This window comes from Ochrobactrum sp. C6C9 (assembly GCF_022627935.1).
Taxonomy (GTDB): Bacteria; Pseudomonadota; Alphaproteobacteria; order Rhizobiales; family Rhizobiaceae; genus Brucella; species Brucella teleogrylli.
In genome coordinates, this window is sequence record NZ_JABXGB010000030.1 from 37380 (window position 1) to 53090 (window position 15711).

A 15711-nucleotide genomic window follows, 5' to 3' on the forward strand; every position below is an offset into this window, starting at 1 on the left:
CACGCGATAAATATCTGTTTTAATTGATCTATACCTGTAAGATCGATGATACGAGCAACTGCGTATAAGGCGCTTGCGGGTCATCCAGCACGCGATCCGTCAAACCTTGCTCGACGATGTGACCGTCTTTCATGACCATGATCCGGTGCGACAGAAGCCGCGCTACGGCGAGATCATGCGTGACGATGATGACCGAAAGCCCCAGATCGTTGACGAGCCCGCGCAACAGATCGAGCAGGCGCGCCTGCACCGAAACGTCGAGACCGCCGGTTGGCTCGTCCATGAACACCAGTCGCGGCGCGGTGACGAGATTGCGGGCAATCTGCAAACGCTGGCGCATACCGCCGGAAAAAGCGCGCGGCTGATCATCGATACGGTCGGCAGCAATTTCCACACGGCCAAGCCACTCAGTCGCAGTGGAGCGGATATTGCCATAATGGCGCTCACCCACCGCCATCAGGCGCTCGCCGACATTGGCGCCAGCCGAAACCGTCATGCGCAGTCCGTCAGCCGGGTTTTGATGCACAAAACCCCAGTCAGTGCGCATCAGAAAACGGCGCTCGGCCTCGCCGATCTTGTAGAGATCGCGGAATGCGCCATCGCGCATCCGATATTCAACGGTGCCAGACGTCGGTTCCAGCCGGGTTGCAAGGCTGTTGAGCAGCGTCGTCTTGCCCGAGCCGGATTCCCCGACGATGGCCAGAACTTCGCCGGGCCAAAGATTGAAGGAGATATCCTCGCAGCCACGGCGGCTGCCGTAGAACTTCGACAGGTTGTTTACTCTCAGCAGAGGTTCGTCGTTCATTCTGCGGCCTCCTTATTGGCAGCCAGATGACCAAAATGGCCCTTTGCCTGACGGTCTTCGCAATAATCGGTATCCGAGCAAACGAACATTGAACCGCCGCGATCATCGAGCACAACTTCGTCCAGATAGACGCCCCTTGCGCCGCACAGCGCACAAGGTTCCTTGAACTTCTGCACTTCAAACGGATGATCCTCGAAATCGAGGCTCACGACCTGCGTGTATGGCGGCACTGCATAGATGCGCTTTTCGCGACCCGCGCCGAACAGCTGCAAGGCAGGCGACATATGCATTTTCGGATTGTCGAATTTCGGCGTCGGCGATGGTGCCATCACGTAGCGACCTTCGATCATCACGGGATAATCATAGGTCTTGGCGATCTGGCCGTGGCGCGCAATGTCCTCGTAGAGCTTCACATGCATGAGGCCATATTCGGCGAGCGCATGCATCTTGCGCGTTTCCGTCTCGCGGGGTTCCAGAAAGCGCAGCGGTTCCGGGATCGGCACCTGATAGACGATCACCTGCCCTTCGGTCAGCGGATATTCCGGAATGCGGTGGCGCGTCTGGATGATCGTCGCCTCGCCGGTGCTGGTGGTCACGGCCACATTGGCGGTCTTCTGGAAGAACGCGCGGATCGAAACGGCATTGGTCGTGTCGTCCGCACCCTGATCGATAACTTTCAGCACATCGTCCGGCCCAAGAATGGCAGCCGTCACCTGCACGCCACCCGTGCCCCAGCCATAGGGCATCGGCATTTCGCGGCTCGCAAAAGGTACCTGATAGCCGGGCACCGCTATGGCCTTCAATATGGCGCGGCGGATCATGCGCTTGGTCTGCTCGTCCAGATAGGCGAAATTGTAATTGGCCAGATCGCTCATTCTGCGGCCTCCTTCACTGGAGATTCTGCTTGATTTTGCGTCTTCTCATATTCAGCACGCATGCTGCGGATGAGTTCGAGCTCAGCCTGGAAATCGACGTAATGCGGCAGTTTCAGATGCTCGACGAAGCCGGTCGACTGCACATTGTCGGAGTGCGAAATGACGAATTCCTCATCCTGTGCGGGCGCGGTCACGTCGGTATCGAATTCACGAACCCGCAAGGCGCGGTCGCAGAGCGACATAGACATGGCCTTGCGTTCGCTCTGGCCGAACACCAGACCATAGCCACGCGTGAATTGCGGCGGCTGCTTTGAGGAGCCCTTGAACTGGTTCACCATTTGGCACTCGGTCAATTGCACCCGGCCAAGCGAGACGGCAAAGCCCAACTCCGGCACGTCGAACTCGACCTCCACTTCGCCGATGCGAATTTCGCCGACGAAGGGGTGGGTGTTGCCGTAGCCGCGCTGGGTCGAATAACCGAGCGCGAGAAGAAAACCTTCATCACCGCGCGCCAGCGCCTGCAAGCGCAGATCGCGTTCCATCGGGAATGTCCATGGCTCGCGTGTCAGATCGCCGGGCTCATGACCTTCCGGCAGGGAGCCATCGTCCTCGATCATGCCGTTCGCGCCGAGAATATCGGTGACGCGGGGCGTCTCTTCCTTCTCGGTTTCGCGTGCTTCCGGCTCTGGCACAGCAACGTCTCCCGCCAGATCCGGATCGAGAAGACGGTGGGTGTAGTCGAAGGTCGGGCCGAGCATCTGGCCGCCCGGAAGATCTTTATAGGTCGCGGAAATGCGGCGCTCGATCAGCATCTGCCCGGTTTCCATTGGGCGGGAATACCCAAAGCGCGGCAATGTGGTGCGATAAGCACGCACGAGGAAAATGGCCTCGATCAGATCGCCACGCGACTGACGCACGGCAAGCGCGGCCAGCTCGCGATCATAGAGCGAACCTTCCGCCATCACACGGTCAACGGCGAGTGCAAGCTGCTCGACAATCTGATCCAGACGCAGTGCGGGCACAGCACGATCACCCCGGCGGCGATCATCGAGAAGTCGGTGGGCGTTACGAATGGCTGTTTCGCCACCCTTTACGGCAACATACATGTTCAGCCCTCCAGTTTGATTATGCGCGTGGTGCGCGGAAATGCGATGACCGCGCCATCGCAGACCAGAACCAAATCGACGCCAAGCGGATATTGTGCGCCGTTGTCTCGCCATTGCGAAACGAAGTCCTGCGGAAGACCGTCGATGTGAATTTCCCGCTCACCGTTAATGCCCGGCCCCTTCAGAACAAGGCCCTGCCCGCTCTCAAACGACTTGACCGCAAGAACCACCGTTGTCGAACGATCCGGAAACTCCGGCTGCCCTTGCGAGAATTCAGCCAAGGGCGGCAACAGCGAAGCATCGGTAACCAATGCGAATTGCGCAGAAGCGGAAGATTCAACCTGCGGCGCGCCGGTTTGAAATGTCAGCCAGGCTGTAGCGTCTGCATCGGCTGCAATGGCGCGGTCGCACCAGACGGTGGCATCATGGTCGAGCAAGGTGGCGGCTATGACGCCCAGTTCCGGCGTCAATGGCTGGGGCGGCGTGGCAGCCCGGGTCAGAGCGTAGACGCGGCCCGGATTGGCCATCGCATGCATGACGGCATGAAATGCCGATTGGGCGTCGGTGACCGGATTTGCCAAACCACCTTCGAAGGCCGGAGACGAATGGGGTGAAGAATGCAGCATCAATTGTCTCCCCGAACCATGGTGAAGAAATCAACTTTGGTGGCAGCAGCTTCGCTGCGCAGTTTTGTGTCGGCCTGTTCCAGCCGGTTGCGCAAGACGTCGAGGACCTGACGCTCCACCGCTTCACGGCGCGCTTCGTCGGTCCAGAGCGCATCAAACAAAGCGGCCAGTCGTGCCTTTTCCTGATCGCGACCGAGAGCATAGGAATGCCCGACGGAACCATCGGTCAGACGCACAGTCGCGCGCGTCACCGTCGCCTCGCCGACATTGAAAGGCGCACCGCCGCCGCCGATACGGCCGCGCAGCATTACCAGTCCTGTTTCCGGACCACGGAGAATTTCGAAATCAGGCTTGTCCGACCAATTCTGCCAGAAAGCTTTCAGCTCTTCGCCGCTTGCCTGCGCAAGCGTTGCCATGCTGGCCTGTCGTGCAGCCTGCACCGCGTCAAGCGCCTTGCTGTTGCCGGACTTGTCGTTGCTGGCCGAGGCGTGCATCCCACCGGCGGCAGTGCCATTGCCTGCCTTGGGCTCTGTCGTTTGCATGAGCTTTTCCGCCCTGTTCAATTCCGTTGACTTGCCTTGCATATTTGTCTATTTATCTAGACAACCATACAATAACAAAATTATTACTCCCTGCCAATGACAGGACGATGACAGTTGATGACAAAGACCAGACGAATTGAAAGAAATAGCGGCGTGGCGATCTGGCGGCAGATTGCCGATGAGATACGCGGCGACATCATGGCCGGGAAACTTCAGTCCGGCGCGCGCATGCCTGCCGAAATGGAGCTTGCGGATCGCTTCGGCGTCAACCGCCATACGGTGCGCAGCGCCATTGCCGCGTTGACGCAGGAAGGCGTACTTCGTGCCGAACAGGGTCGCGGCACATTCGTCGCCAATGCAAAGCGTTTGACCTACCAGATCGGGCCACGCACCCGCATTTCACAGTCACTGGGCACGCAGGCGAGCGAAGTCAAAGGCATATTGCTCAGCAGCGGCACCGAAGTCGCGACCGCCGAAATAGCCGAAGCCCTGGGCATCGCCGCCGGAAGCGAAGTCACGCGGCTTGAGACGGCGCATAGTGCCGATGGACGCCCTGTATCGCGCGCAACGCATTGGGTGGATGCGGCGCGCTTTCCCGATTTTGCTGCTGACTATGCTGAAAACGGGTCTATTACCTGGGCGCTCAGGAAAGCTGGTATCGAGGATTATTTCCGCAAATCGACAACCATATCTGCCCAGCACGCTGATTCAGATGACCTGAAACATCTGAAGCTCTCGCCCGGTGCTATCGTGCTGATGGCACGCGCCATCAATGTCGATACGAACGGTCAGCCTCTTCAATATTCTCTGACGCGGTTTTCTGCGGATCGCATGGAGTTTTCGATCGATACATATTGAGCTGATAAGCTCGGAAATTTCTTTATTATTCAGTTAGATAATATTAATTTATAAGGTTCCGATTTAACAAACCGTCTAACCATAATGAAACGGGCGCCTAAAGCGCCCGTTAGATTCATCAAAATGGAATTTCGTCGTCGAGATCGCGGGAGAACCCACCGCCACCGCCGCCACCCGAAGAAGACGGTCCGGACGAACCGAAATCGCCACCACCGCCGGAATAATCCGACATCTGGTTACGTCCACCACCGCTGCCGCGATCAAAAGAACGGCCCTGATCGCCGCCTTCACCACGGCTATCGAGCATCTGAAGCTCACCACGGAACTTCTGTAGCACAACTTCCGTCGAATAACGGTCGTTGCCGTTCTGATCCTGCCACTTGCGGGTCTGGAGCGCGCCTTCGATATAAACCTTGGCACCCTTCTTCAGATATTGCTCTGCGACCTTGGCAAGGTTTTCGTTGAAAATAACAACGCTATGCCATTCGGTGCGGTCCTTGCGCTCGCCGGACTGGCGATCACGCCAGCTTTCCGAGGTCGCAATACGCAGATTGGCAACCACATCGCCTGAATTCAGACGACGAATTTCCGGATCGGCACCGAGATTGCCGACCAGAGTGACCTTGTTGACGCTACCAGCCATCGAAAACCTACTCCGGGTCTCATGCGCGCCTCGCCGGATCTGAAATCCTCACAAGAGCGCTTTCCTAAAGAAGGATCAGGCGCATGAATTGCGCCATCACCTGAAACTCAATTACCCACCTTACAGGACTGGCGCGCATGACGCTCAATTTCCCGGGCGGGGAATGGTCAATGTCCACAGAGTTTATGTTCTTGTTTTGTTCAAAATGCAAGTGCTTGTGGCATCAAATCGACAAAACATCCCTCATTTCTAACGAGGTCCAGTGACTAACGAGGAGAATGCCTGACCCGCCGCATAGCGACAGCCGAAGATACAACAAAGCGCGTCACAGTCAGACAATGAAAAGCCCCGCCGCTCACTGTTTCTTTGGCGCGCGGGGCTTGGGGTTTGAGCAAAGCTCATATGTCGGCATTAATTCGTCGACAAAATCTTTCGGAACTCGAAGGCACGCGGCCAATCGTTTTCCGCGCATATATAGATTTTCGGCAATCGAACTTCTCACCAACGATGCATTGTTCCTTGCGAAAGAACGCATCCGCGACAAAGATCGATTGTGCTTTCATCTGTGTGAAAGCTAGGCAGTGTAGTCAGGTGGACTCATGCTCCTTTACCTCCCTACCGGATTTCCCGCCTCCTGCGAACCTCTTGCCGATATCGCGTCATCCCTCCGCAATACCTCTTCGCATCAGCGAGTAAGAGAAGTGTGCTCCTGTCAGGAGTGACAGTCAACGCTCTTGCGTTCACATTTCGTATCGCCTGTCAGAAGCTTGGTTGTTCGACATTTGTTCCGGTGCTACAAGAGCGCAAATTAGGATAACCAAGCCCCTTCTTCTTTGGAGGGCTTCGCCCCATATTATGGGATTGGCGCGGCGGTTCATCGCCGGGGCCAATCTATCCATGGCATCACGAAGCAGGCAGGACGCGGAATGAGCGATCAGAAATTCATTTCCATACGTGGCGCGCGCGAGCACAATCTTAAAAATGTCGATCTTGATTTGCCGCGCGACAAGCTGATCGTCATGACAGGCCTTTCCGGCTCGGGCAAGTCGTCGCTTGCCTTCGACACGATTTATGCGGAAGGCCAGCGTCGTTACGTGGAAAGCCTCTCGGCTTATGCGCGCCAGTTTCTGGAAATGATGCAGAAGCCGGATGTGGACCAGATCGATGGTCTGTCGCCCGCCATTTCCATCGAACAGAAGACGACGAGCCGTAATCCGCGCTCGACGGTCGGCACTGTCACCGAAATCTACGACTATATGCGCCTTCTTTTCGCGCGTGTGGGCGTGCCTTATTCGCCTGCAACTGGCCTTCCCATTGAAAGCCAGACCGTCAGCCAGATGGTTGATCGTGTGATCGCTCTGGAAGAAGGCACGCGTCTTTACATTCTGGCGCCGATCGTACGCGGGCGTAAGGGCGAATATAAGAAGGAACTGGCAGAGCTGCAGAAGAAGGGCTTCCAGCGCGTCAAGGTGGACGGCACTTTCTACGAGATTGCCGATGTTCCGGCGCTCGATAAGAAATACAAGCACGATATTGATGTGGTGGTAGACCGCGTCGTCGTGCGCCCTGACCTCACCTCGCGCCTTGCCGACAGTCTAGAAACTTGCCTCAAGCTCGCCGACGGTCTGGCCGTCGCTGAATTCGCCGACAAGCCGCTTCCGCCCGAAGAAACGGCGGAAGGCGGCGCAGCCAATAAGTCGGCCAACGAGACCCACGAGCGCATTCTGTTCTCAGAAAAATTCGCCTGTCCGGTTTCCGGTTTCACGATCCCGGAAATCGAGCCGCGCCTGTTCTCGTTCAACAATCCCTTTGGCGCCTGCCCGACCTGTGACGGTCTCGGCACACAGCAAGCTATCGATCCAAACCTGATTGTTCCCGATGAAAGCGCGGCGCTGAAAGATGGTGCAATTGCGCCCTGGGCGCGGTCATCGTCACCCTATTACAATCAGACGCTGGAAGCGCTGGGCAAGGCTTATGGCTTCAAGATCGGCACCCGTTGGTCTGATCTGCCCAAGGAAGCGCAACGCGCCATTCTTCATGGCACGGGCGGCAAGGAAATCACCTTCCAGTATGACGACGGCCTGCGGTCCTATCAGACCACAAAGCCCTTCGAAGGCGTGATTCCGAATCTGGAGCGCCGGTGGAAGGAAACCGATTCTGCCTGGTCGCGTGAAGAGATCGAACGCTTCATGTCTTCGACGCCCTGCCCGGCTTGCAATGGCTATCGCCTGAAGCCGGAAGCGTTGGCCGTGAAAATCGGCATGAAGCATATCGGCGAAATCACCGAAATGTCGATCCGCAAGGCAGATGCCTGGTTCCGCGACGTCGATGGCAGCTTTAATGAAAAGCAGCGGGAAATTGCAGCGCGCATTCTCAAGGAAATCCGTGAACGCCTGCAATTCCTCAATGATGTCGGCCTCGATTATCTGACACTGGCGCGTAATTCCGGCACGCTTTCCGGGGGTGAAAGCCAGCGTATTCGCCTCGCCTCCCAGATCGGCTCTGGCCTGACTGGCGTTCTCTACGTGCTGGACGAGCCGTCCATCGGCCTGCATCAGCGCGACAATGCCCGCCTGTTGGACACGCTTCGTCATCTGCGCGATCTCGGCAATACGGTCATCGTGGTGGAGCATGACGAAGATGCGATCCTGACCGCCGATTATGTGGTCGATATTGGTCCCGCGGCTGGCGTCCATGGCGGCAAGGTGATTGCACAGGGCACGCCGAAGGACGTCATGTCCAATACCAATTCGCTGACCGGCAAATATCTCTCGGGCGTTATGGAAGTCGCTGTTCCAGCGGAACGTCGCAAGATTTCCAAGACCAAGCGTATCCGCGTCGTCGGTGCGCGCGGCAACAATCTGAAAAATGTCTCGGCAGATATTCCGCTCGGTACTTTCACCGCTGTAACGGGCGTTTCAGGTGGCGGCAAGTCCACCTTCCTGATCGAAACACTGTTCAAGGCCGCTTCACGCCGCATCATGGGTTCCCGCGAGCATCCGGCGGAGCACGACCGTATCGAAGGGCTGGAGTTCCTCGACAAGGTGATCGATATCGACCAGTCGCCGATTGGACGCACGCCGCGTTCCAACCCGGCGACCTATACCGGCGCCTTCACGCCGATCCGCGACTGGTTCGCGGGGTTGCCGGAAGCCAAGGCACGCGGATATCAGCCGGGTCGTTTTTCCTTCAACGTGAAGGGCGGACGCTGCGAGGCCTGTCAGGGCGACGGTGTCATTAAGATCGAGATGCACTTCCTGCCGGATGTGTACGTGACTTGTGACGTCTGCCACGGCAAGCGTTACAATCGCGAAACGCTGGAAGTGCTGTTCAAGGGCAAGTCCATCGCCGATGTGCTGGATATGACTGTCGAGGAAGGCGCGGAGTTCTTCTCCGCTGTTCCTGCCGTGCGCGACAAGCTGGAAACGCTGGTCAAGGTTGGCCTCGGCTATATCAAGGTCGGGCAGCAGGCGACAACGCTCTCGGGCGGTGAAGCGCAGCGTGTGAAACTCGCCAAGGAACTATCGCGTCGCGCAACCGGACGCACGCTTTATATTCTCGATGAGCCAACCACCGGTCTGCATTTCCACGACGTAGCAAAGCTGCTGGAAGTGCTGCATGAACTGGTCGAACAGGGCAATACGGTCGTGGTGATCGAGCACAATCTCGAAGTCATCAAGACTGCCGACTGGGTGATCGACCTCGGTCCAGAAGGTGGTGATGGCGGCGGTGAGATCCTTGCTGTGGGCCGTCCAGAAGACATCGTTAAGGAAAAGCGCTCCTATACCGGCCATTTCCTCAAGGAACTGCTGGAGCGACGCCCTAAGCGAAACTCGGAAGCTGCGGAGTAAGCGCAGCTCGACGGTTGAAAATGCAAAAGCCGGGTCTAGCGCCCGGCTTTTTTCGCGATGAGCGGAAAATCAGCGGCGGCGTAGTATCTAAACGAAAAAAGCCCGGACAAGCCGGGCCTTCTCGACAGCCGCTCACGTTTAAACCGCAGCGACCGAAATCTTGCCTTCACACATAATGCTTCGAAAAGCCTGTCGGCTTTCCGAGATCATGCATTAGCCGTTGACGGCATCCTTCAGGCCCTTGCCGGCCGAGAACTTCGGCACGTTGCGAGCCGGAATAGCAACTTCCTTGCCGGTCGACGGATTGCGGCCGGTCGAAGCTGCACGGTGCGAAACGGAGAAAACGCCGAAGCCTGGCAGGCGGACTTCTTCACCAGCCTTCAGTGCGCCGGTGACAGCAGCGAGCACAGCGTCAACAGCCGTACCGGCATCAGCCTTCGTCAAACCGCCCTTTTCCGCGACTGCGGCAACCAATTCGTTCTTGTTCATTGGCATTTCCTTTCTTTACCTACCGGAACGGATAACGTGACCGGATTGGGCGGAGTTTATTCGAAACGCTCGCCAAACCAAGCCTGTCAATGGCAAAAAAGCCCGGTTTTCTGGGGTTAAACACAGAAATGCCGGGCTTTTGGCCCGGCATTTCGTTTGTTGGTCGTCTTACCGACTGTCAATGTGCTGTTGTGGCGCCTGCTTCATCGTCAACCGAAGGCACCTTTGCAGGTGTTTCAGGCTCGGTCCACTCAATCGGTTCGGGCTGACGCACGAGCGCGTGCTTCAGAACTTCACCGACGCGAGACACCGGAACGATCTCAAGATTGTTCTTCACATTGTCCGGAATATCCGCCAGATCCTTGGCGTTTTCTTCCGGGATCAGAACCTTCTTGATGCCGCCGCGCAGAGCCGCAAGGAGCTTTTCCTTCAGGCCACCGATCGGCAGAACCCGACCGCGCAGCGTCACTTCGCCGGTCATCGCGATGTCCTTGCGAACCGGTATGCCGGTCAGCACGGAAACGATGGTCGTGACCATGGCGATACCTGCGGACGGACCGTCTTTCGGCGTCGCACCTTCCGGCACGTGGACGTGAATGTCGCGCTTGTCGAACAATGGAGGCTCGATGCCGAAATCAACTGCTCGGCTGCGGACATAGGATGCAGCAGCGGAAATCGATTCCTTCATCACGTCACGCAGGTTACCCGTGACGGTCATGCGACCCTTGCCGGGCATCATGACGCCTTCGATGGTCAGCAACTCGCCGCCAACTTCCGTCCAGGCCAAGCCGGTAACGACACCGACCTGATCTTCGCCGTCGATCTGACCGAAGCGGAAACGCTCCACACCCAGATAGTCGGAGAGGTTCTTGTCGGTGATCTTCACCGACTTCTTCTTCGACTTCAGGATTTCGGTGACGGCCTTACGGGCGAGTGTCATCATCTCGCGCTCAAGGCTACGTACACCGGCTTCCCGTGTGTAAAGACGGATCACATTGCGCAATGCATCGTCCGTGAGCGAGAACTCCTTCGGCTGCAAAGCATGGTCCTTGATGGCCTTGGGCAGCAGGTGCCGCTTGGCGATTTCCAGCTTTTCATCCTCGGTGTAACCGGCGATACGGATGATCTCCATACGATCCAGCAACGGACCGGGGATGTTCAGCGTATTGGCGGTCGTCACGAACATGACGTTGGACAGGTCATACTCAACCTCAAGGTAATGGTCCATGAAGGTTGCGTTCTGTTCCGGGTCCAGCACCTCGAGCATTGCAGACGACGGATCACCACGGAAATCCTGGCCCATCTTGTCGATTTCATCGAGCAGGAAGAGCGGGTTGGACTTCTTCGCCTTTTTCATCGACTGGATGACCTTGCCAGGCATCGAGCCGATATAGGTGCGGCGGTGACCACGGATTTCAGCTTCGTCCCGCACGCCGCCAAGCGACATACGGACATATTCACGGCCCGTCGCCTTGGCGATCGAACGCGCAAGCGAGGTCTTGCCGACGCCGGGAGGTCCGACGAGGCAAATGATCGGGCCCTTGATCTTGGTCGAACGAGCCTGCACCGCCAGATACTCGACGATGCGTTCCTTAACCTTGTCGAGACCGAAGTGATCATTGTTGAGCACTTCTTCCGCAAAGTTCAGGTCCTGCTTGACCTTCGACTTCTTGCCCCATGGAATGGACAGCAGCCAGTCAAGATAGTTGCGCACAACCGTCGCTTCCGCAGACATCGGGCTCATGGTGCGCAGCTTCTTCAGCTCAGCCTGAGCCTTTTCACGCGCTTCCTTGGAAAGCTTGGTCTTGTTGATGCGTTCTTCCAGTTCAGCCGCTTCATCGCGACCGTCCTCGCCGTCACCAAGCTCCTTCTGGATCGCCTTCATCTGCTCGTTGAGATAATATTCGCGCTGCGTCTTCTCCATCTGGCGCTTGACGCGCGAGCGGATGCGCTTCTCAACCTGCAGAACCGAGATTTCGGCTTCCATGAAGGCAAGAGCCTTCTCCAGACGCTCACGCACCGAGAGAATGGACAGCATTTCCTGCTTTTCAGGTATCTTGATCGCGAGATGCGAAGCAACCGTATCGGCAAGCTTGGAATAGTCGTCGATCTGGCTGGCGGCGCCAACCACTTCCGGCGAAATCTTCTTGTTCAGCTTGACGTAGTTTTCGAAGTCGGAAACCACCGAACGGGCCAGCGCCTCGATTTCAACGGCATCTTCCTCCGGCTCCGGCAGAGCCGCAGCGTAAGCTTCGTGATAGTCTTCGCGATCCGTAAACTTGGAAATCTTGGCGCGCGCCGTGCCTTCGACCAGCACCTTCACAGTGCCGTCCGGCAGCTTCAAAAGCTGAAGCACATTGGCAATGGTGCCAATTTCATAAATTGCATCCGGCGCCGGATCGTCGTCGGCAGCATTTTTCTGGGTCGCAAGCAATATCTGCTTGTCGACACCCATCACTTCTTCCAGAGCGCGAATAGACTTTTCGCGTCCGACAAAAAGCGGAACGATCATGTGCGGGAAGACCACAATATCGCGCAACGGAAGAACGGCATAAAGCCCGTCTGCACCGCCCGCTTCTGCTCCACCCATCAGGGTCTTGTCTTCAATACCCGTCATAATTCAAGTCCTTTCTCAGGCCTTTCGACCCGACTGCCACGCCGACGCCCCCTTTCATCATGAGGCAGGTCGCACAGCGTGCTTCGGTTCATACTTGGAGAGCCAAGCCCGGCAATTCAATAGCCAGTTTCGGGCGGCTTTCATAGAATCGTTAACTATCCTGCGCCGTCCGGGCAATTTGCACAATATGCCGCTTTGGATATGCTCCGATACAAGCGCTTCGAACCCATAACACTAAAGCGAATTGCCAAACTGGCAACAAAAAAGGCCGCTTTCGCGGCCTTTTGAGGAGAAAATCTATCTCTTAGGCCGAAACATTGCCCTTCTCGTCCTGACGCTCCGCATAGATGTAGAGCGGACGGGCGCTGCCATCCACGACATCACCGGAGATCACGACTTCGCGAACACCTTCCAGTGTCGGCAGTTCGAACATCGTGTCGAGCAGGATCTTTTCCATGATCGAGCGCAGACCGCGCGCACCCGTCTTGCGTTCAACTGCCTTGTTGGCAATGGCGCGTAGAGCGTCGTCATGGAACACCAGCTCGACATTTTCCATATCGAACAGGCGCTGATACTGCTTCACTAGCGCATTTTTTGGCTCAGTCAGGATCTGGACCAGTGCATCGACGTCGAGGTCCTCGAGCGTTGCAATAACCGGCAGACGACCGACGAATTCCGGAATGAGACCGAATTTCAGCAGATCCTCCGGTTCCAGTTCGCGGAACACCGCACCGATACGACGCTCGTCAACCGAGCGGACAGTCGCCCCGAAGCCGATGGACGTCTTTTCGCCACGAGCGGAGATGATCTTGTCGAGACCGGCAAAAGCACCGCCGCAGATAAACAGGATGTTCGTCGTATCCACCTGCAGGAATTCCTGCTGCGGATGCTTGCGACCGCCCTGCGGAGGAACCGAAGCAACGGTACCTTCCATGATCTTCAGAAGTGCCTGCTGCACGCCCTCGCCCGATACATCGCGCGTGATGGACGGGTTGTCGGACTTGCGGCTGATCTTGTCCACTTCGTCGATATAGACGATGCCGCGCTGTGCGCGTTCGACGTTGTAATCAGCAGCCTGAAGCAGTTTCAGGATGATGTTTTCAACATCTTCACCGACATAACCGGCTTCGGTCAGCGTCGTCGCGTCAGCCATGGTGAATGGCACGTCGATGATGCGAGCGAGCGTCTGGGCAAGATAGGTCTTGCCGCAGCCGGTCGGACCGACGAGAAGAATATTCGACTTCGCCAGTTCTATATCGTTGCTCTTCGACTGATGTGCGAGACGCTTGTAGTGATTGTGCACCGCGACCGACAGAACGCGCTTGGCATCCTTCTGGCCGATGACATAGTCGTCAAGAACGGCCATGATTTCCTGCGGCGTCGGCACGCCCTCGCGGGACTTCACCATCGAGGATTTGTTTTCCTCGCGGATGATATCCATGCAAAGTTCGACGCATTCGTCGCAGATGAAAACGGTCGGGCCTGCAATCAGCTTGCGCACTTCATGCTGGCTTTTGCCGCAGAACGAGCAATAAAGCGTATTCTTGGAATCGCCGCCGCTGTTGCTGACTTTGCTCATTGCAGTTTCCTTTCAATAAACCGAAACGAACCTTGGGCTGTTCATTCCGATCGTTTCTTCCGGTTCGGACCCAGTACGGAAGGAAACACTCACCTTCTACCGGTCACATTGACAGTTGATACGCACTGCCCCTGTAGTCTCTAGGATTCCAATCACCGTAGACTCCCCGACCGAAGGAGTCATTTGGTGACTTTTGCAGAACCTGAACCGTCGAACAAACAAAAAATAAGTTCCCGGCAAAGATTCGGCCTGATCTGACCAACTTTAGCGCCTTGATGCCCAACAGATGCTTAACGCGGCGCGTTAACCTTCACGTTGGTCCAAGAATTGAGCCCCTTTTGTGGCAAAAGGGGCCAATAATTGGAAGGGAGCCAGATTCAGGCTAACTTCGATTCGTCGGCGCTCACGTCGCGGGCTTCCACGACCTTGTCGATGAGACCGAATTCGAGCGCTTCCTGAGCGGTCATGAAATGATCGCGATCAAGAGTGCGTTCGATGGTTTCGTAGTCGCGGCCCGTGTGCTTCACATAGACTTCATTGAGACGGCGCTTCATCTTGATGATGTCCTGCGCGTGGCGTTCGATGTCGGACGCCTGTCCCTGGAAGCCGCCCGAAGGCTGGTGGACCATGATGCGGGCATTCGGCAGCGCATAACGCTGGCCGGTTGCGCCTGCCGTCAGAAGCAGCGAACCCATCGACGCGGCCTGGCCCATGCAAAGCGTGGATACCGGCGGACGGATGAACTGCATCGTGTCATAGATCGCCATGCCGGACGTCACCACGCCACCGGGCGAGTTGATGTACATGTTGATCTCTTTCTTCGGATTCTCGGCTTCGAGGAAGAGAAGCTGCGCGCAGACCAGCATCGACATGCCGTCTTCAACCGGTCCGTTGACGAAGATGATGCGTTCTTTCAGAAGGCGCGAGAAAATATCATAGGCCCGCTCGCCGCGGTTGGTCTGCTCGACCACCATCGGCACGAGGTTCATGACGGTTTCAATCGGATCTCTCATTATGGGCCTCTGCATATATTGGATGCGTATTGAGTGGATTTGAATCGTCGGACTTCCATACATAGGGCGTTGCGCCCCTGTTCCGCAAGTGGTGCTCGGTTCCTCACGGAATCATGACTAACACTATAGTTGCATTCTTCGTGAGGTCGGTCTGCAACGAGCAATTTCCTGTGCTCCGGTGCTCACGTACCCAAAAGTACGCTCCGCTCCGGTGCTCGAAAATCAGTCGTTTCGCCACGACCTGACGAATTTGCAACTGTAGTGCTAATCCCAGTCGTTTTCCGGCTTCTCCGGCTTGATGCCGCGCTTTTCGTCCAGCGTCTTGCGCGCCACTTCGGTCAGACGCGCCTGCACCCGAACCGAACCGTCTTCGAGATCTTCGCGCTGCACATCACTGCCGTGCTGGTAAATCCAGTTCAATATGTGCAACTCGAAAGGCGACAGAACGACATCCACCGTGCCAAGCACGCCCGCTATCCGCGTTTCGATCAGGTTTAGCAAGCGATCAACGCCCTCGCCTGTGATGGCTGACAGGGGGATGGGGCGGCCTTCATCACCGCCGGCTGCGGCCAGACGCAGCGCCGCTTCACGCCCGCTTTCGTCCAGATTGTCAATCTTGTTCCAGATTTCGACGACGCGCTTGCGGTCCTGCGGCTCAATCCCGAGACCAGCCAGAATATTCTCGACATCTTCAGCCTGCGCGGCCT

The 15711-nt window shown here is 56.8% G+C and carries 12 protein-coding genes and 2 pseudogenes; 3 read left to right on the top strand and 11 right to left on the bottom strand.

The features are described 5' to 3' along the window. Positions 1-28: 28 nt before the first annotated feature. The 5 genes from phnK to phnG are packed head-to-tail and all read right to left on the bottom strand — an operon-like array spanning position 29 to position 3906. The gene (phnK, locus tag HWD97_RS20250) at positions 29-805 is read right to left on the bottom strand and encodes a phosphonate C-P lyase system protein PhnK (RefSeq protein WP_109368966.1); all 777 of its coding nucleotides are present in this window, start codon (positions 803-805) and stop codon (positions 29-31) included. Further along, positions 802-1680 (bottom strand): alpha-D-ribose 1-methylphosphonate 5-phosphate C-P-lyase PhnJ, encoded by an 879-nt coding sequence (locus HWD97_RS20255; RefSeq protein ID WP_109368965.1) that lies wholly within the window; start codon positions 1678-1680, stop codon positions 802-804. Before HWD97_RS20255 ends, phnK begins: the two co-directional genes overlap by 4 nt. After that, entirely contained in the window at positions 1677-2786 is a 1110-nt protein-coding gene (locus tag HWD97_RS20260; protein ID WP_109368964.1) for a carbon-phosphorus lyase complex subunit PhnI, read from the bottom strand. Before HWD97_RS20260 ends, HWD97_RS20255 begins: the two co-directional genes overlap by 4 nt. A gap of 2 nt (positions 2787-2788) precedes the next feature. After that, the gene (gene phnH, locus HWD97_RS20265) at positions 2789-3412 is read right to left on the bottom strand and encodes a phosphonate C-P lyase system protein PhnH (RefSeq protein WP_109368963.1); all 624 of its coding nucleotides are present in this window, start codon (positions 3410-3412) and stop codon (positions 2789-2791) included. Then, the gene (gene phnG / locus HWD97_RS20270; protein WP_109370225.1) at positions 3412-3906 is read right to left on the bottom strand and encodes a phosphonate C-P lyase system protein PhnG; all 495 of its coding nucleotides are present in this window, start codon (positions 3904-3906) and stop codon (positions 3412-3414) included. Before phnG ends, phnH begins: the two co-directional genes overlap by 1 nt. Positions 3907-4068: 162 nt before the next feature. On the opposite strand from phnG, the gene phnF reads away from it, so the two are divergent. Further along, positions 4069-4812 carry a phosphonate metabolism transcriptional regulator PhnF gene (gene phnF, locus HWD97_RS20275; RefSeq protein WP_181376087.1) on the top strand — a complete coding sequence of 248 codons (744 nt, stop codon included), beginning with the start codon at positions 4069-4071 and terminating at the stop codon, positions 4810-4812. Positions 4813-4930: 118 nt separating this feature from the next. Here phnF and ssb read toward each other — a convergent pair whose 3' ends face one another. Then, a complete protein-coding gene (ssb, locus tag HWD97_RS20280) occupies positions 4931-5455 on the bottom strand; it encodes a single-stranded DNA-binding protein (RefSeq protein WP_371835481.1) in 525 nt (174 codons plus the stop codon). A gap of 591 nt (positions 5456-6046) precedes the next feature. On the opposite strand from ssb, the pseudogene HWD97_RS20285 reads away from it, so the two are divergent. Together HWD97_RS20285 and uvrA are read left to right on the top strand one after the other, a co-directional pair. Next, positions 6047-6272, top strand: a pseudogene (locus HWD97_RS20285) (hypothetical protein). A 109-nt stretch (positions 6273-6381) separates the two neighbouring features. Further along, positions 6382-9306 (top strand): excinuclease ABC subunit UvrA, encoded by a 2925-nt coding sequence (gene uvrA, locus HWD97_RS20290; protein WP_109368960.1) that lies wholly within the window; start codon positions 6382-6384, stop codon positions 9304-9306. Positions 9307-9519: 213 nt separating this feature from the next. Here the strand turns inward: uvrA and HWD97_RS20295 are convergent, their stop codons facing one another. The 5 genes and pseudogenes from HWD97_RS20295 to HWD97_RS20315 form a co-directional block, all read right to left on the bottom strand. Then, positions 9520-9795, bottom strand: coding sequence for an HU family DNA-binding protein (locus HWD97_RS20295; protein ID WP_006470422.1), 276 nt, complete (start codon positions 9793-9795; stop codon positions 9520-9522). Positions 9796-9973: 178 nt separating this feature from the next. Beyond that, the gene (gene lon / locus HWD97_RS20300; protein WP_109368959.1) at positions 9974-12412 is read right to left on the bottom strand and encodes an endopeptidase La; all 2439 of its coding nucleotides are present in this window, start codon (positions 12410-12412) and stop codon (positions 9974-9976) included. A 304-nt stretch (positions 12413-12716) separates the two neighbouring features. After that, positions 12717-13991: an ATP-dependent Clp protease ATP-binding subunit ClpX gene (gene clpX, locus HWD97_RS20305; protein WP_078338598.1), complete on the bottom strand. Its 1275-nt coding sequence runs from the start codon at positions 13989-13991 to the stop codon at positions 12717-12719. Positions 13992-14368: 377 nt separating this feature from the next. Further along, the gene (clpP, locus tag HWD97_RS20310) at positions 14369-15004 is read right to left on the bottom strand and encodes an ATP-dependent Clp endopeptidase proteolytic subunit ClpP (protein WP_109368958.1); all 636 of its coding nucleotides are present in this window, start codon (positions 15002-15004) and stop codon (positions 14369-14371) included. Positions 15005-15268: 264 nt separating this feature from the next. After that, positions 15269-15711: pseudogene (locus HWD97_RS20315) on the bottom strand (GTPase HflX); the annotation flags it as partial.